Here is an 18,546-nt window from a genome sequence, read left to right as displayed (position 1 = left end):
TCGCGCCGCCAGCCATTGCCGCAGCTAGTGCGGCGCCTATCAGCACCGTCCACACGATGCCTACGCGCTCGCTGCGCTGTGCCGGTAGGTACTCTGGTCGTTGCCTTTCCATATGGCCCCCTGGTTACGATTCCGCCCATTGTAGGGGTGCAGGGGCATGCCCCTGCGTAGACGCTTTATCCTGCTATCGATCCGAAGTGACGTTCCCGCCAGCTGGCTAGATCCACGACAACGACTTTCACCATCGACTGCTGACGCGCTTTCCTGGCATGGTTCCGATTTCGTGCTGCGTCACGTAAGTCCGTAGCATCCGCGCGCCATAGTAGGCCGCGCAGTCTGCGTTCGGCGATCCGTTCGCCTGACGGTGCTACCAGATCCCGGCCGGCCAGTCGCCAGCCAGCCCACTGGCCATGCAGTTCCACGTGGTTGTCGATGATGTGCCTCGCGTGCGCCTGGGCGCACTGGTTCGGGCAGGGTTCGCCCGCAGCCCAACATGGTGGCCGCCGGTCGATGTTGTAGCTGTCGCTCATGCTGCGAGTTCCGTTTCGCTAGGGGAACGCCTGGGCAAGCAAGACTTGATCCACATCCAAATCCAGCGCGCTCGCACTCGTGCTGCCTGTAGTGTGTATTTCGCATAATGTATATTATGTAAAAATCGGAGCCGATTGGGTGAGGCAAGGACACGTCCTGGCTTCTGCCGCGTGTTGGCACGCTGCGGCAAGTCGTTGCCACGACCAAACAAGCATCAACTCCATCCGGGTCACAGATCGTTGGTTCGCCCATCCGTATAGCGATGGGTGCGGCAGCGGCATGCTGTGGCTTGAAAACAATCGAGTCTCTCGCCTCCTTGTACATACAGGTGCAGGCGCAAAACCGCGGGCAAGGCCGTGTGCAAAAAGCCGAGCGGGCAAGGGAATTGGGGACAACCGAAGCTTGCCTGGATGCGGCGGTCGATATGGTGACCATGTCCGAGGACGATGGTCCTGGCGCTCACCTGAGCGTGGGCGAGCAGACGGCCCTGGCCAAGGATCTGCTGAATGTCATCACCGCGGAACGTTCGCGCTTGCCTCAGGAACTCTGGAACGCGGCCAGCAATGTTGGCGACGATGCGCACAAGCTTGTCAACCGGCTGCTGCTGGCAGCGAGAGATCGCGCAGCGCAAGAGGCGTCTACGTCGTCGGCAGGCTGAGCGCGCGTGCCATAGAGCGGCCTCGCGCACCCAACTCTTTGAGCCGCTTTCGCGCCGTACCCTCCCCCCCCCCTCTCCCGTCGAGAGAGGGGCTAAGCGCGATGGATCAGCCCGACAGGCTCCGCCAGTGCTCCACCACCAGCTGCACCGCGTCGCCGCCGCGATAGTCGTCGGCGACCAGGCGGTAGGCGATGTGCACGCGGCGGCCGGGTTCGTCGCCGCGCCAACCGTTGAAATGGATCGCGTTCAACGGCTCGCCACGGCCGGCGCAGCGCAGGCTCAGCTTGAGGTGGCGTTCCTTCAACAGGCGCCACTGCAGCACCTCGAACTCGCCGTCGAACAACGGCTCGGGGAAGCCCTGCCCCCATGGCCCGGCCAGGCGCAGCGCCTCGGCATGGCGATGGTCCAGTTCGTGCGGATCCAGCGCGCCGTCGCTGAGCAGTTCGGCCTGCAGCAGCGCCGCGTCCAGGCTGGCCAGCGCATGCGCGCGGAACAGCTGTTCGAACTCGGCCAATGCGGCGTGCGGCAGGCTCAGTCCCGCGGCCATCGCATGGCCGCCGAACTTGTCCATCAACCCCGGCCGGCGTGCATCCACCGCGGCCATCGCATCGCGGATATGGAAGCCGGGAATCGAGCGCGCCGAACCGCGCAACTGGTCGCTGCCCGGCTCGGCCGGGGCGAAGGCGATCACCGGGCGGTGCAGGCGGTCCTTCATCTTCGAGGCGACCAGGCCGATCACGCCCGGATGCCAGTCGGCATCGAACAGGCACACCGCCACCGGCGGCGCGTCCGGCGCGGCCAGCAGCGCCTGCGCCACGGTGGCCTCGGCTTCGTCGGTCATCTGCTGCTGCACCGCGCGGCGCTCGCCGTTGATCTGTTCCAGCGTGGCGGCGATCGCGCGCGCCTGCTGCGGGTCTTCGCACAGCAGCAGCTCGATGCCCAGCGCCATGTCCTCGAGGCGGCCGGCGGCGTTGAGCCGCGGCGCCAGCGCGAAACCGATGTCGCTGGCGCTGAGCCGCGCCGGATCGCGGCCGCTGGCTTCGATCAAGGCGCGCAGGCCGATGCAGCCGTCGCCGCGCTGCAGGCGGCGCAGTCCTGCAGAGACCAGTGCGCGGTTGTTGGTGTCCAGCGGCACCAAGTCGGCGACGGTGCCGACCGCAACCAGATCCAGCAGCACGCTCAGATCCGGCGCCTGGGTAGCGAACGCGCCGCGCTCGCGCAGGTGCCGGCGCAACGCCAGCAGCACGTAGAAGATCACCCCGACGCCGGCCAGCATTTTGCTGGGAAACGCGTCGCCGGCCAGATTCGGATCGACGATCGCGTCGGCCGGCGGCAACACGCTGCCCGGCAGATGGTGATCGGTGACCAGCACCTGCCAACCCAGCGCCTTGGCCGCGGCGACGCCGGCATGGCAGGCGATGCCGTGATCGACGGTGACCAGCAGGTCCGGCTGCAGCGGCGCCAGTTCGGCGACCAGCGCCGGCGACAGGCCGTAGCCGTGCACCATGCGGTTCGGCACCGCGTGCAGCACCTGCGCGGCACCGAGCAGGCGCAGCCCGCGCACCGCGACCGCGCAGGCGGTGGCGCCGTCGCAATCGAAATCGCCGACCACCAGGATGCGTTTGCCGGCGGCGATCGCCGAAGCCAACAAGGCGACCGCCGCGTCGATGCCGCTCAGCGCATCCGGCGGCAGCAGCTGCGCCAGTTTCGGTTGTGCCAGGCTGGCGTCGTGGGCGCCGCGCGCGGTGTAGATGCGGCGCAGCAGCGGCAGCACGCTGTCCGTCCACGGCCCGCCCTCGGCGGCCGGCCGCCGGGTGATGCGCAGCGGCGGGCTCATGCGTCCAGGCGCGACAGCGGCCGCCGCCAGAAGCGCCACCGCTGCTCGCGCTCGATCCGGAAACGCGTGCCGTCCTCGAAATCCAGCAGCAGTTGCTGCAGTTCGCCCAGGCGCAGCGCTTCCAGCAGCGGCTGCATCACCTCGCCGACGAACTGCTCGGGCGCGCGCAGCTGGCGCAGATCGACCAGCGCATCGACGCGCGGCGTTTGCGCGGCGTCGATGCCGGCGGCCTGGCTCAGCGCGCGCAGCAGCGGCTCGCGGCTGCGCACCTGCGCATGCGCGCTGCTCACCGTGGCCGGCAACGCGCCGCCGCCCCAGAACCACAGCGAGTTGATCGCCGGCTGCCCGCGCGCGCTGCGCTCGCGGTTCCACGGATGCTGGTGCAGCAGCACCTGCGCTTCGGTCAGCAGCGCCCGCCAGCGCCGCCCGCCCTCGCCCTGCGGCAGATGGTCGAACAGATCGGCGCCGAGCACCTGCGCCGGTGCGGCGAACTCGGGCAGCACGCTGTCCGATGCCAGGCGCAGATACCAGCGGGTCGGCTGCGGCGCGTCGAGCAGCAGGCCGGACTCGGCGAACAGCTCCTGCAGCGACGGCAGCAGCGCGGCCAGGTCGATGGCGTCGATCGCGAGCATGTCGCCATGCGCCATCAGCCGCGCGCCCTGCATGTCCGGCACCACGTAGGCCGGATCGGCGCGCAGCCACACGCCGTCGCCGGCGTCGTCGGCATCCAGCTGCCGGGTCAACGCCGCCACCGGCCATTGCCCGGGCGGCAGGGTGAAATGGCGGCGCAACTGCGCTTCGGCGCCAGGCTCCAGGCGCTCGCGCTCGGCGCGGCCGAACGCCCGCGCCACCTCGCCGGTCAGCGCCGGACCGGCCAGGCGCGCGCGCTCCGGCAACAACAAGGTGGCGACCGCCACGGCGTCAGCCGACGTATTCGACGCTGACGATCTCGTACTCGCGGCGCCCGGCCGGGGCGTCGATGCTGACGCTGTCGCCTTCCAGCTTGCCGATCAGCGCGCGCGCCAGCGGCGAGGAGATCGCGATCAGCCCCAGCTTGATGTCCGCTTCCAGATCGCCGACCAGCTGGTAGCGCTTCTCTTCGTCGTTTTCTACGTCGGCCAGGGTCACGGTCGCGCCGAACACCACCTTACTGCCGACCGCCAGCTTGCTGACGTCGATGATCTCGGCGTGCGACAGCTCGCTCTCCAGCTGCTTGATGCGGCCTTCGATGAAGCTCTGCTGCTCGCGCGCGGCGTGGTACTCGGCGTTTTCCTTCAGGTCGCCGTGCGCGCGCGCCTCGGCGATCGCCGCGATGACCTGCGGCCGCTTGACCGACTTCAACTGGTCCAGTTCCTCGCGCAGACGCTGCGCGCCTTGCAGGGTGATCGGGGCTCTCACGCTTCCAGCTCCTTATGCAGTTCCTGCAGCGCCCAGACCGGACCGGTGCCGCGGAATTCCAATGAATGCACCAGCGCGCGCGCGCCGGCAACGGTGGTCGAATAGGTCACCCGATGCTGCAGGGCTTCGCGCCGGATCGAGAACGAATCGGAGATCGCCGCACGGCCCTCGGTGGTGTTGACGATATACACGATTTCGCCGTTCTTGATCAGATCGACGATATGTGGGCGGCCCTCGGCCACCTTGTTGATCTGGTCGCATTGCAGGCCGTGCTGGCGCAGCCACGCGCAGGTGCCGCTGGTGGCCACCAGGGTGTAGCCACGCTCGACCAGCGCCTGCGCCACCGGCAGCACGCGCTGCTTGTCCGGGTCGCGCACCGACAGGAACGCCTTGCCCAGCGGCGGCGCCTTGATCCCGCCGGCTTCCTGCGCGCGCGCGAACGCGGCGCCGAAGCTGCGGCCCACGCCCATCACCTCGCCGGTGGAGCGCATCTCCGGGCCGAGGATCGGGTCCACGCCCTGGAACTTGGCGAACGGGAAGATCGCTTCCTTCACCGAGTAGTAGTCGGGCACGATCTCCTTCAGCGCGCCCTGCTCGGCCAGGGTCTTGCCGGCCATGCAGCGCGCGGCGATCTTGGCCAGCGCCATGCCGGTGGCCTTGGACACGAACGGCACGGTGCGCGAGGCGCGCGGGTTCACTTCCAGCAGGAACACGATGTCGTCGCCGGCCTCGTCCACCTGCACCGCGAACTGGGTGTTCATCAGCCCGACCACGTTCAGGCCCTTGGCCAGCATCACCACCTGGCGGCGCAGTTCGGCCTGGGTCTTGGCCGACAGCGAGTACGGCGGCAGCGAGCACGAGGAATCGCCCGAATGCACGCCGGCTTCCTCGATGTGCTCCATCACCCCGCCGATCAGCACCTGGCCGTCCTTGTCGGCGATGATGTCCACGTCCACTTCCACCGCGTTGTCGAGGAAGCGATCCAGCAGCACCGGCGAGTCGTTGGAGACCTTGACCGCGTCGCGCACGTAGCGCGCCAGGTCCGATTCGCCGTAGACGATCTCCATCGCGCGGCCGCCGAGCACGTAGCTCGGGCGCACCACCAGCGGATAGCCGATCTCGCGCGCCAGCACCAGCGCTTCCTCGGCGTTGCGGGCGATGCGGTTCGGCGGCTGCTTCAGGCCCAGCGTGTCGACCAGCTGCTGGAAGCGCTCGCGGTCCTCGGCCAGGTCGATCGAGTCCGGGCTGGTGCCGATCACCGGCACGCCGTTGGCTTCCAGCGCGCGCGCCAGCTTCAGCGGGGTCTGCCCGCCGTACTGCACGATCACGCCCTTGGGCTGCTCCAGCTCGACGATCTCCAGCACGTCTTCCAGGGTCAGCGGCTCGAAGTACAGGCGGTCGGAGGTGTCGTAGTCGGTGGACACGGTCTCCGGGTTGCAGTTGACCATGATGGTTTCATAGCCATCCTCGCGCAGCGCCAGCGCCGCGTGCACGCAGCAGTAGTCGAACTCGATGCCCTGGCCGATGCGGTTGGGGCCGCCGCCGAGGATCATGATCTTGTCGCGATTGCTCGGCCTGGACTCGCATTCGTCCTCGTAGGTCGAATACAGGTAGGCGGTGTCGGTAGCGAATTCGGCCGCGCACGAGTCCACCCGCTTGTACACCGGGCGCACCTTGTGCGCGCGGCGCAGCGCGCGCACCGCCGCCTCGTTGGTGCCGCACAGCTCGGCCATGCGCGCATCGGAGAACCCGGCGCGCTTGAGCGTGCGCAGGCGCGCGGCGTCCAGCGAACCCAGGCCGTCGGCGGCCAGCTGCTGCTCCTGCGCGATCAGGTCTTCGATCTGGTCCAGGAACCATGGATCGATGAACGACAGCGCATGCACCTGCTCCACGCTCATGCCGGCGCGGAACGCGTCGGCGACGTAGAACAGCCGCTCCGGACCGGGCGCCTTCAGCTCGCGCTTGAGCGCGGCCATGTCGTCCTCGCTGCCCAGGTCCAGCGCGGTCGGGTCGAGCCCGATCTTGCCGGTTTCCAGGCCGCGCAGCGCCTTCTGCAGCGATTCGGAGAAGGTGCGGCCCATCGCCATCACCTCGCCCACCGATTTCATCTGCGTGGTCAGGCGCGCATCGGCCTGCGGGAACTTCTCGAACGCGAAGCGCGGGATCTTGGTGACCACGTAGTCGATCGACGGCTCGAACGAGGCCGGGGTCAGGCCGCCGGTGATCTCGTTCTTCAGTTCGTCCAGCGTGTAGCCGACCGCCAGCTTGGCCGCGACCTTGGCGATCGGGAAGCCGGTGGCCTTGGACGCCAGCGCCGAGGACCGCGACACGCGCGGGTTCATCTCGATGACGACGACGCGGCCGGTCTGCGCGTTGATGCCGAACTGCACGTTGGAGCCGCCGGTGTCCACGCCGATCTTGCGCAGCACCGCAATCGAGGCATCGCGCAGGCGCTGGTATTCCTTGTCGGTCAGGGTCTGCGCCGGGGCCACGGTGATCGAATCGCCGGTGTGCACGCCCATCGGGTCCAGGTTCTCGATCGAGCAGACGATGATGCAGTTGTCCGCGGTGTCGCGGACCACCTCCATCTCGAATTCCTTCCAGCCCAGCACCGACTCCTCGACCAGCACTTCGCTGGTCGGCGACAGTTCCAGGCCGCGGCCGACGATCTCGATCAGCTCCTCGCGGTTGTAGGCGATGCCGCCGCCGCTGCCACCGAGGGTGAAGCTGGGGCGGATGATGGTCGGATAGCCGACCCGGGTCTGGATCTCCAGCGCTTCCTCGAGGGTGTGCGCCACCGCCGCCTTCGGGCATTCCAGGCCGATCTCGCCCATCGCCACGCGGAACAGCTCGCGGTCCTCGGCCATCATGATCGCTTCGCGCTTGGCGCCGATCAGTTCCACGCCGTACTTTTCCAGCACGCCGTGGTCGGCCAGGTCCAGCGCGCAGTTCAGCGCGGTCTGCCCGCCCATGGTCGGCAGCAGCGCATCGGGCTTTTCCTTGGCGATGATCTTCTCGACCGTCTGCCAGTTGATCGGCTCGATGTACACGGCATCGGCCATGTTCGGGTCGGTCATGATCGTGGCCGGGTTGCTGTTGACCAGCACCACCCGGTAGCCCTCGTCGCGCAGCGCCTTGCACGCCTGCGCGCCGGAATAGTCGAACTCGCAGGCCTGGCCGATGACGATCGGGCCGGCGCCGATGATGAGAATGGTTTTTAGGTCGGTGCGCTTGGGCATGTCAGCTCCGGGACTCGGGACTCGGGACTCGGGACTCGGATTCGAGCTTCTGCAGCAAGCTGCGATGCAGCTTGTGCAGCATGCGGCCGACCCGGTCACACGTAGAAAGGGCTTCTTCGATTGCTGCTGCGTCGCCCAGGAAAAGCTCCAGCGCCAACAGCAATTGCGTTTGCAGTTCGGCGCACGATCCCTGCGCCATGGATATGAATCTTGCGTAGTCACGCGCGCCGTAGCGTGCGTTGCCTTCGGCGATGTTCGAAGGAATGGAGACGGCGGAACGTTGCAGTTGCGACGTCAGGCCATAACGCTCTTCCCGTGGAAGCTCCGCGGTGATTTCGTAGACCTGCTTGGCCAACACCATCGCCACCTGCCAGACATCGAGTTCTTGGAAATGCGAGGGACTCACTGCATCGAGCCCGAGTCCCGAGTCCCGAGTCCCGAGTCCCGCATCAACGCCGTAAACCGATCAAACAACGGCGCCACATCGCGCGGACCCGGCGAGGCTTCCGGGTGGCCCTGGAAGCTGAAGGCCGGCGCGTCGGTCAGTTCGATGCCCTGGTTGGTGCCGTCGAACAGCGAGCGATGGGTCACCCGCACGTTGGCCGGCAGCGACGCTTCGTCCACCGCGAAGCCGTGGTTCTGCGAGGTGATCATCACCCGGCCGCTGTCCAGGTCCTGCACAGGATGGTTGGCGCCGTGGTGGCCGTGGCCCATCTTCAGGGTCTGCGCGCCGGCAGCCAGCGCCAGCAGTTGATGGCCCAGGCAGATGCCGAAGGTCGGGATCTTGCTGGCAACGATTTGCTTGATCGCCGCGATCGCGTAGTCGCACGGCGCCGGATCGCCCGGGCCGTTGGACAGGAACACGCCGTCCGGCTGCATCGCCAGCACCTCGGCGGCGGGCGTCTGCGCCGGCACCACGGTGACCTCGCAGCCGCGCTCGGCGAGCATGCGCAGGATGTTGAGCTTTACGCCGTAGTCGTAGGCGACGACCTTGTACGTCGGTGCGGCCTGGGCGAACGCGTTGCTGTCCAGGTCGAGCTGGCCATCGCGCCACGGATAGGCCTTGTCGGTGGAGACCACCTTGGCCAGGTCCATGCCCTTGAGCCCCGGGAACTTGCGCGCCGCTTCCAGCGCCGTCTCCACGTTCACCTCGCCGGCCATCACCGCGCCGTTCTGCGATCCCTTCTCGCGCAGGATGCGGGTCAGCTTGCGGGTATCGATGCCGGCGATGGCGACCACGCCGCGCTGGATCAGCCAGTCCGGCAGCGACACCTGGCTGCGCCAGTTGCTGGGACGGCGCGGTACGCTGCGCACGATCAGCCCGGCCGACCACACCTGGGCGGCTTCGTCGTCCTGGTCGGTGCAACCGGTGTTGCCGATATGCGGGTACGTCAGGGTGATCAGCTGACGGGCATAGGAGGGATCGGTGAGGATCTCCTGGTAGCCGGTCATCGCGGTGTTGAATACCACTTCGCCGACGGACAGGCCGGCGGCGCCTACGGATTCGCCCTCGAACACGGTGCCGTCTTCAAGGACAAGGATTGCGGGTTGAGTCACGGGGTTCGCCTTGGGGAGAGAGGAACCCTGCCCCACCAACTTGCGGCTGCAAGAAACCGCGAACTCGGCGCTTCTCCGGGTCCGTGGCGATGGGTAACAGGCGAGCGAGAATTGTACCGACGCGGACCTGTCCGCGCCAGACGTTTATGTGAAAGCGCCGTTCAGCCGAGCAGATCGGGCAGCCGGTAGGCGCCGGGCGCGCGGCCCGGCAGGCGCGCGGCGGCATGCAGCGCGCCGCGGGCGAAGATGTCGCGGTTGCTGGCGCGGTGCACCAATTCCACCCGCTCGCCGAGCCCGGCGAACTGCACCAGGTGCTCGCCGACGATGTCGCCGGCGCGCAGGCTGGCGTAGCGCGGCTGCGCGCCGCCGTGCGCGGCCGCCTCGCCCAGGGTCAGCGCGGTGCCGGACGGCGCGTCCTGCTTGTGCACGTGATGCGATTCGACGATGTCGCAGTCCCAGCCGGGCAACGCCGCGGCGGCGCGTTCCACCAGCTCGTTCAGCACCGCCACGCCGAGGCTGAAGTTGGACGCCCAGATCAGCGGGATGCGCGCCGCCGCATCAGCCAACGCCTGCCGCTGCGCCGCGTCCAGGCCGGTGGTGCCGGACACCAGCGCCGCGCCGCGCGCCACGCACAGCGCCAGCACCGGGTCGAAGCCCTGCGGCAGGCTGAAATCGACCGCCACGTCGAACGCCGGCGCACCGTTGAGTTCGGCCGCGGCGAAGTACGGCACCCCATCGACGACGCGCTGCGCCGGCGCCCGCCGGATCACCGCCGCCGCCACCTGCAGCGCCGGGTCCTGCGCGGCCAGGCGCAACAACGACTGGCCCATGCGGCCGGACGCACCATGAATCAACACACGTACGGGGGAACTGGTCATCGCCACAAGGTAGCGGTTTGTGGCGATCTGCGACAGGGGTGCGGGGCTGTGGCGTTGGGCGGCAACGGCAATCGCTCGAGCGCCAAGAGCATGCGCAGCCGGAGAGTCAAGCACGCCGCTCATCGCGACTGACAGCCCGAGGCCCCCCGGAGTCGCTTCCACATGGACTTGCGGCGAGCAAGCCGGCTCAACTGTAGGAGAGGCTTCAGCCCCGACAGTGTCCGAAGCCGCAAGGCCCGACGCTCCGCTCGTCGCGGTTGAAACCGCTCCTACAGGGACTTGCTGCGAGCACGGGGGCGGCAAGTTGCGAGCTTACTCGGCCGCCTGCTGGCCCAGCAGCCTCTTGTCCCAGCATTCGACCTCGCGCTTGGCCAGGCGCCGCTCGAACAGTACGCGCCAGTTCGGCACCAGCGGCAGCTCCAGCACCTGCTCCAGTTGGGCCAGATCGACCTCGCGCCGATACAGCAGCTGGATCAGGCGGGCCAACGACCAGCCCGGATACGGCCGCTCCAGCAGGACCAGCCGGTCGCCGGCGGCGACCTCGCCCGGCTGCAGCACGCGGTAATACCAGCCGGTACGGCCGCTTTCCTGCACGCGCCGCGCCAGCGCGGCAACGCCGAAGCGGTCGGACAGCTTCCAGCATGGCTGCCGTGACTGCGACACCTCGACCAGCGCCGTGCCCAGCCGCAGCCGGTCGCCCAGGCACAGGTCGGCCTCGGTGGCGCCCTGCGTGCTCAGGTTCTCGCCGAACGCGCCGGGTGCGTCCAGCAAGGCGTGCGCACCCAGTTCCTGGCGCCAGGCCGCGTAGTGATCGCGCGGATAGTGGTGCAGCGCCTTGTCCGGGCCGCCGTGCACGCGGCGGTCGCCCTGCTCGTCCAGTTCCAGGCCTTCGACCCCGATCCGCAACCGCCCGGACAGCGGCCACTTGGCGATCGCACTGCGGCTGCCGGGCCGGGTGAACTCCTGCACACGGCCGACCAGCACCGCCTCCACGCCCAGGTCCAAGGCCGCAGCCGGGTTCATGCGCAGGCGCCCGGGTGCCGGATCAGGCGACCGCGCCGCGATGCGCGGCGATTTCGGCCTGCAGCAGTTCGCCGAGGATGCGCACGCCGGTCTCGATGCGTGCTTCCGGCACGGTCACGAACGACAGGCGCAAGGTGTTGCGCTGCGGCTCGACCGCGTAGAACGGTGCGCCCGGCACGAAGGCGACGTTGCGCTCGATCGCCTTGGCCAGCAGTGCGCCGCCGTCCATGCCGGCCGGCAATTCGACCCAGATGAACATACCGCCGGCAGGACGATTCCAGCGCACCTGCGACGGAAAGTATTTCTCCAGCGCCGCCAGCATCTGCTGGCAGCGGCTCGCGTACAGGCTGCGGATGCCGGGGATGTGCGCATCCAGGAAGCCGTCCTGCACCGCCTCGTAGACGATGCGCTGACTGAACGAAGGCGTGTGCAGGTCCGCCGCCTGCTTGGCCTGCACCAGCTTGGCGTGCACCGCTTCCGGCGCCACCACGAAGCCCAGGCGCAGGCCCGGCGCCAGCACCTTGGAGAACGAGCCCATGTAGATGGCCGCGTCCGGATGCATCGACAGCAGGCTCGGCAGCGTGTCGCCGCTGTAGCACAGCTCGCCGTAGGGATCGTCCTCGACGATGGGCACGCCGGCGGCCGCCGCGCGCGCGACCAGCGCCTGGCGCCGGTGCAGCGGCAGGCGCCGCCCGGTCGGGTTCTGGAAATTCGGCAGGCAGTACATGAAGCGCGCGCCGGCCAGTTGCGCGTCGTCCAGCGCGTCCACCACCAGCCCGTCGTCGTCCGACTGCATCGCCGCGAACGCCGGCTGGAACAGCGAGAACGCCTGCAATGCGCCCAGGTAGCTGGGCGTCTCCACCAGCACCTTGCTGCCTTCGTCGATGAACACCTTGCCGAGCAGGTCCAGGCCCTGCTGCGAGCCGGTGGTGATCAGCACCTGACTGGGGCGGATCGTGGCGCCGTCGCGGCTCAGGCGCGCGGCCACCCATTCGCGCAGCGGCAGATAGCCTTCGGTCGGGCCGTATTGCAGCGCGGCGTGCGGCGCTTCGCGCAGCACCTTGTCGCAGGCGTACTGCATGCGCGCGACCGGGAACGTGTCCGGCGACGGCAGTCCGCCGGCGAAGGAGATCACCTCCGGACGCTCGGTGACCTTGAGGATTTCGCGGATCGCCGAACTGGTCAGCGCCTGCGCACGGCGGGAAAACTGGAAGGAGGTCGTCATCGGCATAGGATAATCCCGGCCGTGCCGGCGCGCATCGCCATGCGCCCCAGCGCTTCCGCGGCATGCCCCGGACCTGCGCGCGCGGCGAACCCTATGCAAGTCGCGCCACGCCGGGGGGGCTGGGCACCGCCGCGATCGGCACGTCGTCACCATCACGAGGATGGCTCGGTAGTCGGTCGCAGCGACGCAGCGGGGACCGTTGCGGCGCTGGCGCCATCTCCGGGCCGGTGCTCGCACTGTTCGCCGTCTGCCGGAGCCGCCGGCCTGCCCGGCGCCAGCCTGATCAAGAAGCCTCTAGGCCCAAAAGCAATGCCTCGCACGCGAGGTCTTTGGTCGTCGGCGCTTGAGTGGAGGTGGACCGGCCAGCCTTTCGTAGACATCCAGTTGCCATAATTGATGGCAATGACCGAGGTGTTTATGGGCAACAGCAAGCAGTACACGGATGAGTTCCGTGCCGAGGCGGAGAGGCAGGTGATCGAGCGTGGCTTCACGGTGGTTGACGTCGCCTCCCGCATAGGGATTCCCAAGCACACGTTGTATGGCTGGGTGCAGGCGGCCAAGAAGACGGTACCGGCCCCTGGAGCCCCGGCCGCGCCGAGCGACTCGGCCGAGATCCGCCGGCTCAAGGCTGAGCTGCGGCGGGTAACCGAGGAGCGCGACATCCTAAAAAAAGCCGCCGCGTACTTTGCCAAGGGGTAAGGGCGAAGTACGCGTTCATGCGCGCGCACGTCCGGGAGTTCCGTCTGGTGGCGATGTGCCGGGTGCTGGACGTGCAACGCAGTGGCTACTACGCCTGGCTGCGCCATGGCGCCAGTGCTCGCGAGCGCGAAGATCAGCGTCTGCTGGGGCTGATCAAGCACCACTGGCTGGCCAGCGGCACGGTGTATGGCTATCGCAAGATCACCCTGGACCTGCGCGAGGCCGGCGAGCGCTGCAGCCGGCACCGCGTCCTGCGGTTGATGAAAGCAGAAGGCCTGCGTGCCCAAGTCGGCTACGGCCGCAAGCCACGTCATCACGGTGGTCCCGTGGGCGTGGTGACCAATGTGCTCAACCGGGAATTCGCGCCACAGGCGCCGAACAAGGTCTGGGTCACGGACATCACCTACATCAGGACCTACGAGGGCTGGCTGTTCCTGGCGACGGTGATGGATCTGTACTCGCGGCAGATCGTCGGCTGGGCGACGGCGTCGACGATGACCAGCGATCTGGTACTGCAGGCGCTGGTGGCGGCAGCTTGGCGGCGCAAGCCGGGCCCAGGTGTGCTGGTGCATTCGGATCAGGGCTGTCAGTTCACCAGCAGCGACTGGCAGTCGTTCCTGAAAGCGCACCGGATGGTGCCGAGCATGAGCCGACGCGGGAACTGCCACGACAACGCCGTGGCAGAGAGCTTCTTCAGCGTCTTGAAGAAGGAGCGGATCAAGCGGCGGATCTACCCGACACGCGCCATGGCAGCATCGGACGTGTTCGACTACATCGAGATGTTCTACAACCCGATCCGCCGGCATGGTTCCGCTGCCGGGCTGTCACCTGTAGAGTTTGAAAGGCGCTACGCGCAGAGCCGCAACTGAGTGTCTACGGAACTCTGGCCAGTCCATCAAGGCGCAGGATGTGATGGGGGACATCAGTGCCGCAGTCGGTGTGCAATTGCAGCGGGCTGGGTTCATCTCGCGCGGCGGTTAGATCATCGATGCGAGCATTGTCAGCGCGCCGATCCAACGCAACACGCGCGAGGAGAACGCACAGATCAAGCAGGGCGGCGAGGTGGGCCAGGACTGGAGCGATACCAAGCGGGCGCAGCAGGATGTGCAGGCGCGCTGGACCCGCAAGCACGGCAAGGCGCATTACGGCTATAAGCTGCACGCCAGCACCGATCGGCGTTGGGGCTTCATCCGCCGACATGCGGTGAGCGCAGCCAACGTGCATGACAGCCGACACTTCGAGGACGTGCTGGACCCCAGCAATCGCGGACGCACGGTATGGGCCGACAGTGGCTATGCCGACGCATCGCGGGAGGCCGATCTCACGCAACGCGGCTATCGGGCGGCCATCCAGCACCAGGGCCAGGCGCGCAAGCCGCTAAGCGCGGCCGAACAGCGCCGCAACCGGCGGCTTGCCAAGGATCGGGGGTTCGGCGAACACCCGTTCGCGCGGCTGGCGCAGCAGGGCGGTAAATGCCTGCGCACCATTGGATTGGCACGGGCCACCGTGGTGATCGGGTTGAAGGTCGCCAGTCACAACCTGATGCGGCTGGCGCGGCTGCAGCATCGCGGCATGGTGCCGGTGTGATCAGGTAAGGCGGCCGTCGGCCGCCTTACCTGGCACATCGATGCCATCCAGCAACCTGGCAATGCACTGAAGTCGTCCTCAAGACACGCTGCCGCTGCGTATTCGCGGCTCGTATTGATGAAACTATGGGTTGTTCGAGGTGCCCTGAAGTCGCTCCCACAAGGGCTTCACTGACGCCGCGGACAGGCGAGGCCTGTTGTGGGAGGGACTTCAGTCCCGACTGCACGCCGGTTAGGAACATTCACCACTTCGCTCGTCGCGGCTGAAGACAGTTGCTCCTACATTGGAGCCGGCTGCTCACGCGCTCTGCGGACACAACAACCGGTACAGCGTGTTGAAGCGGCGCACGGTGTGCTCGGCATCCTCGCGCACCGCGCGGCACTGCGCCGACCAGGCCAGGCGCAGGCGCAGTTCGTCGTCGGCCAGGACCTGGCGCAGGGCGTCGGCCAGGCCGGCCCAGTCGCCGGTCGGCACCGCCAGCGCCGCCGACGGCGCCCATTCCAGCAGGTGCCCTACCGCGGTGCCGACGGTGGGCACGCCGGCCACCGCCGCTTCCAGCAACACCAGCGGTCCGGCTTCGTGCAGCGAGGACAGCACCAGCAGATCGGCGGCTTCCACCAGCGGGCGCAGTTCGCGCTGGGTCTTGAAACCGAGGAAGCGCACCTGCTGTGACAGCCCGAGCTGCGCGACCAGGCGCTGCATCTGGCCGTCGAGCGTGTCCACGCCGACGATGTCGATCCGGAACGCGACCCCGGCGCGCGCCAGCGCCGCCAGTGCGCGCAGCAGCGTCGGCTGGTCCTTGACCCGGTTGAGGCTGGCCACGTGCAGCAAGCGCGCGGTGCCGCCATCGCGGCGACGCGGCGCGCGCGGCGGCCAGGCGCGCAGATCCACGCCCAGCGGCACGCGCTCGGCGGCGATGCCCAGCGCCTGCAGCGCTTCGACGATCGGCGCGCTGGCCGCGGTAACCGCGTCGGCCAGCCGCAACACCAGTGCTTCGCGCAGACGCCCCTGCCATTTGCGCCGCCCGCCATAGCCGATGGCATGCAGCGCGACGAGTTCGCCGCCGGCGATATGCACCAGGCTCGGCCGCCGCAGCAGGCGCGCGGCGGCCACCGCGATCAGGCTGCAATGGCCGGAGAAGATCGATTGCACCAGGTCGAACGGCGCCAGGCGATGCTCGGCGCGGATCGCGGCGACCGCGCGCAGGCGGGTGCGGCCGTCGCCAATGTTGTGGATGCGCGCGCCGAGCAACTCCCAGCAGGCCGGCGCAGGCTCCTGGTGCAGCACGAACACATGCAGCTCGTGGCTGCGCGCCAGGCGTTCGATCAGGGTCAAAAGCACCGGGATCACCCGGTATTCGCCGCTGCGATCGACCCCTCCCGGCACCACCAGCGCCAGCTTCATGCCTCGCTCCGCGCGGCTTGCTGCAGCAACTGCGCATAGGCGCGCGACCAGCGCCGGCCGACCGCCGCGAACGACAGCTGCGCATCGAAATGGGCGCGAACCTGCTCTGGCGACGGCCGTTCGGCGGCGGCATGCACCAGCGCCTCGGCAAGCAGCCCGGCATCGCCGCATGGCCACAGTTCGCCGACGCGACCGCAATCGGTGAGCGCGCGGAACGACGGGATGTCGGTCAGCACCGGCAGCGTGCCGCAGGCGAAGGCTTCCAGTGCCGCATAGCCGCAGCTTTCGGCCAGGCTGCCGGATACGAACAGATCGGCCGCACGCATCAGCGTCTGCACCTGCGCATGCTCGACCTTGCCGAGCAGATGCACCCGCCCATGCAGGCGCGGATCGCGTCGTATCCGTCCCTGCACCGCCTCCAGCAACGGCCCGCTGCCGAAGGCGCAGAACAACTGCAGCCCCGGCAACCGCGCGGCGGCGCGGGCCACGCCTTCGAGCACCGTCAACGGATCCTTGCCGGCACTCAGGTGCCCCACCCACAGCACGCAGGGCGCGCCATGCAGGCCGCTGTCGCGCCGCGCCTGGGCGCGATCGCCGGGGGTAAAACGGCAGCTGGATTCCGGAATCGCAAACAGGCGGGTGGACGGCGCGAACAGCCCGGCATGCACGAACGCGCGCGCCAGATCGAGCGAAGTGAAGGCGATTCCCGCCGCGGCCGCATACCACTGCCGCCACTGCGAGCGGCGCCACCAGCGTGGCGGGCGATTGGCATGGTCCTGCAGCAGGATCGGCACCTGCGGCAGCTGCCGCGCCATCGCGCAGGCCTCGCGCGCGAACTCCAGGCCGTGCACGTGGACCACGTCGGCGCCGATCGCGTGCACGATGCCGGCGATGCGCCGCGCACGGCGGCTGGTGCCGGCATCGCCCGGATCGATGAAGTGATATTCCACGCCGTTGCGCAATAACTGCTCCGGCGTATCCGCGGCCTGGATCACCGACACCCGGGTGCCAGCGCTGGCCACCGCTTCGGCGATGTCGGCCAGCGACGGCCAGTGCGCGAACACCTGCGCCGACGCCAGTCCCGGCGGCGTGCGGACGAAATTGATCTGGACGACGTGCATGGGGTTTCCGCGGAGAGGCGACACGCCTAGATGCCGGTGATCTGCGGCTGGCGCAGACGCACCAGCCAATTGGCCAGGTTCAGTTCCCACGGCCGGTCGTCGCGCCGGTAGCGGTAGCGCCACGCCGCCACCGCGCTCAAGCCGCGCTTGGCCCAGCGTGGCGAGCGCAGATCCTGCGCGGTGGGATGGCGGCAGCCGAGCACGGTGACGAAGTCGCGGATACGCCGGCGCAGCGCGTCGGCGTGGCAGGCGTGGTCCACCCATCGCGGCCGGGTCCACTCCTGCGGCGTGCGCGGGAACACCACCGGCGCGCCGTGCAGGTCGCGCAGCGGCATCGATGTGCGCTTGCCGCGGTCCTTCTCGTAGCGGCTGGCTTCCGGCAGCGGCGTGTACACGTAGACGATGATTTCCGATTGCGGATTGATCTGCTTGAGTTCGCGGATGCACTCGAAGGTTTGCTCGGTCTCGTGCGCGGTGTCCTGCGGCGGCGCGACCATGAACGACAGTTCCAGGATCACCCCGTTGCGCCGGCACAGTTCTGCCACCTGCAGGGTCTGGTCCGGGCGGGTGCCCTTGCGGATTTCCTTGAGCATCGCCCCGCTTGGCGATTCGGCGCCGATATAGGCCATGCGCAGCCGGTTCTTGCGCACCAGCGTCCAGGTGCTCTCGGACAGGTTGAGCAGCGCGTCGGCGCGCGCATAGCACCACCACACCATTTCCAGCTTGGCCATGACCTCCAGCAGCGGCATCATCTCCGCCTCGCGGTCGAAGAAGTTGTGGTCGAAGAACTGGATCGAATCGGCGCCCAGTTCCTCTTTCAGATAGCGCAGCTCGCGCTCCAGCCGCGCCGCGGTGGGCAGCGCGGTGGCGCCGCCGAACATCGCCGCCACCCCGAAGAAGGTGAAGCGGAAACGGCAGCCCAGCGCGGCCTGGTGCGAGGCGGTGCGGCGGCCGACGAAGCTGCGGCCCAGGTACTGGCGCGGGTCGCCTAGCTTGGCGTACGGCAGCGCCGGCGCCGCCTCGGCGCGATATGGCGCGCTCAGCGCGGTGTCGGTGTACAGGGTCGGGAAATAGCCGCCCCAGACGATCGGCATGTCCGGGAAGCGTTCGCGGATCGCGGTGGACAGCGCGATCGACGGCGCGATCTGCGGCTCGTCCATGACGCTGATGCCGACCGCGTCGTAGCGTTGTTCCTGCAACGCTTGCAGCGCGCTGTCGGTGAAGCCGCGATCGACGTTGCCGTCGATGATGCGGCTGTCGTCGCGGCGGTCCAGCGCCGTGGCCAGGTTCAACAGCGCCAGCGGGAAGCGGGCGTTGCCGCGCGAGGTGATGGTCGGATTGACCAACAGCGTGTTGGCTGTGGAAGGCATGCAGGGAGATCGCAAGGCA

General features: G+C 68.5%; 15 protein-coding genes and 1 pseudogene. 3 read left to right on the top strand and 13 right to left on the bottom strand.

Features of this window, described 5'->3' with window-relative positions:
* Positions 1–176: 176 nt before the first annotated feature.
* Positions 177–530: a DUF3653 domain-containing protein gene (locus ISN38_RS00380; RefSeq protein ID WP_206711992.1), complete on the bottom strand. Its 354-nt coding sequence runs from the start codon at positions 528–530 to the stop codon at positions 177–179.
* Positions 531–742: 212 nt separating this feature from the next.
* On the opposite strand from ISN38_RS00380, the pseudogene xopAV reads away from it, so the two are divergent.
* Positions 743–1,189: pseudogene (gene xopAV / locus ISN38_RS00375) on the top strand (type III secretion system effector XopAV); the annotation flags it as partial.
* Between the two features lie 106 nt (positions 1,190–1,295).
* Here the strand turns inward: xopAV and recJ are convergent.
* The 9 genes from recJ to ISN38_RS00330 all read right to left on the bottom strand — a co-directional run bounded on the left by recJ (position 1,296) and on the right by ISN38_RS00330 (position 12,352).
* On the bottom strand, positions 1,296–3,026 hold the full coding sequence (gene recJ / locus ISN38_RS00370; protein WP_058359163.1) for a single-stranded-DNA-specific exonuclease RecJ: 1,731 nt from the start codon (positions 3,024–3,026) through the stop codon (positions 1,296–1,298).
* The gene (locus ISN38_RS00365) at positions 3,023–3,943 is read right to left on the bottom strand and encodes a hypothetical protein (protein ID WP_003472164.1); all 921 of its coding nucleotides are present in this window, start codon (positions 3,941–3,943) and stop codon (positions 3,023–3,025) included. The genes recJ and ISN38_RS00365 overlap by 4 nt, the downstream gene beginning before the upstream one ends.
* A gap of 4 nt (positions 3,944–3,947) precedes the next feature.
* Positions 3,948–4,412, bottom strand: coding sequence for a transcription elongation factor GreA (gene greA, locus ISN38_RS00360; RefSeq protein ID WP_170874001.1), 465 nt, complete (start codon positions 4,410–4,412; stop codon positions 3,948–3,950).
* An 8-nt stretch (positions 4,413–4,420) separates the two neighbouring features.
* Positions 4,421–7,663 (bottom strand): carbamoyl-phosphate synthase large subunit, encoded by a 3,243-nt coding sequence (carB, locus tag ISN38_RS00355; RefSeq protein ID WP_058359162.1) that lies wholly within the window; start codon positions 7,661–7,663, stop codon positions 4,421–4,423.
* Position 7,664: 1 nt separating this feature from the next.
* Positions 7,665–8,069, bottom strand: a complete 405-nt coding sequence (locus ISN38_RS00350) for a four helix bundle protein (RefSeq protein ID WP_038239542.1) — start codon at positions 8,067–8,069, stop codon at positions 7,665–7,667.
* The gene (carA, locus tag ISN38_RS00345) at positions 8,066–9,220 is read right to left on the bottom strand and encodes a glutamine-hydrolyzing carbamoyl-phosphate synthase small subunit (RefSeq protein ID WP_038239539.1); all 1,155 of its coding nucleotides are present in this window, start codon (positions 9,218–9,220) and stop codon (positions 8,066–8,068) included. The genes ISN38_RS00350 and carA overlap by 4 nt, the downstream gene beginning before the upstream one ends.
* 161 nt (positions 9,221–9,381) lie before the next feature.
* Positions 9,382–10,098: a 4-hydroxy-tetrahydrodipicolinate reductase gene (gene dapB, locus ISN38_RS00340; protein WP_080964776.1), complete on the bottom strand. Its 717-nt coding sequence runs from the start codon at positions 10,096–10,098 to the stop codon at positions 9,382–9,384.
* A gap of 312 nt (positions 10,099–10,410) precedes the next feature.
* Entirely contained in the window at positions 10,411–11,121 is a 711-nt protein-coding gene (locus tag ISN38_RS00335; protein WP_003471896.1) for an MOSC domain-containing protein, read from the bottom strand.
* Between the two features lie 22 nt (positions 11,122–11,143).
* Positions 11,144–12,352 carry an aminotransferase-like domain-containing protein gene (locus ISN38_RS00330; protein WP_003471895.1) on the bottom strand — a complete coding sequence of 403 codons (1,209 nt, stop codon included), beginning with the start codon at positions 12,350–12,352 and terminating at the stop codon, positions 11,144–11,146.
* A gap of 411 nt (positions 12,353–12,763) precedes the next feature.
* On the opposite strand from ISN38_RS00330, the gene ISN38_RS00325 reads away from it, so the two are divergent.
* Together ISN38_RS00325 and ISN38_RS00320 are read left to right on the top strand one after the other, a co-directional pair.
* A protein-coding gene (locus ISN38_RS00325) for an IS3 family transposase (RefSeq protein WP_199222609.1) occupies positions 12,764–13,914 on the top strand; the annotation gives its coding sequence in 2 pieces (ribosomal slippage) (positions 12,764–13,019 and positions 13,019–13,914; 1,152 coding nt in all).
* Between the two features lie 193 nt (positions 13,915–14,107).
* Positions 14,108–14,632 carry a transposase gene (locus ISN38_RS00320; RefSeq protein WP_206711991.1) on the top strand — a complete coding sequence of 175 codons (525 nt, stop codon included), beginning with the start codon at positions 14,108–14,110 and terminating at the stop codon, positions 14,630–14,632.
* 297 nt (positions 14,633–14,929) lie between these two features.
* Here ISN38_RS00320 and ISN38_RS00315 read toward each other — a convergent pair whose 3' ends face one another.
* The 3 genes from ISN38_RS00315 to ISN38_RS00305 are packed head-to-tail and all read right to left on the bottom strand — an operon-like array spanning position 14,930 to position 18,527.
* Positions 14,930–16,036, bottom strand: a complete 1,107-nt coding sequence (locus ISN38_RS00315; protein WP_004425749.1) for a glycosyltransferase family 4 protein — start codon at positions 16,034–16,036, stop codon at positions 14,930–14,932.
* Positions 16,033–17,157 carry a glycosyltransferase family 4 protein gene (locus tag ISN38_RS00310; protein WP_003474849.1) on the bottom strand — a complete coding sequence of 375 codons (1,125 nt, stop codon included), beginning with the start codon at positions 17,155–17,157 and terminating at the stop codon, positions 16,033–16,035. Before ISN38_RS00310 ends, ISN38_RS00315 begins: the two co-directional genes overlap by 4 nt.
* A gap of 26 nt (positions 17,158–17,183) precedes the next feature.
* Positions 17,184–18,527: a B12-binding domain-containing radical SAM protein gene (locus ISN38_RS00305; RefSeq protein ID WP_004425747.1), complete on the bottom strand. Its 1,344-nt coding sequence runs from the start codon at positions 18,525–18,527 to the stop codon at positions 17,184–17,186.
* Between the last annotated feature and the right edge of the window lie 19 nt (positions 18,528–18,546).

It is taken from the genome of Xanthomonas translucens pv. undulosa (assembly GCF_017301775.1).
GTDB lineage: Bacteria > Pseudomonadota > Gammaproteobacteria > Xanthomonadales > Xanthomonadaceae > Xanthomonas_A > Xanthomonas_A translucens.
The sequence above is the reverse complement of the archived record's forward strand: the minus strand, read 5'-3'. Positions and strand labels throughout refer to the sequence as shown.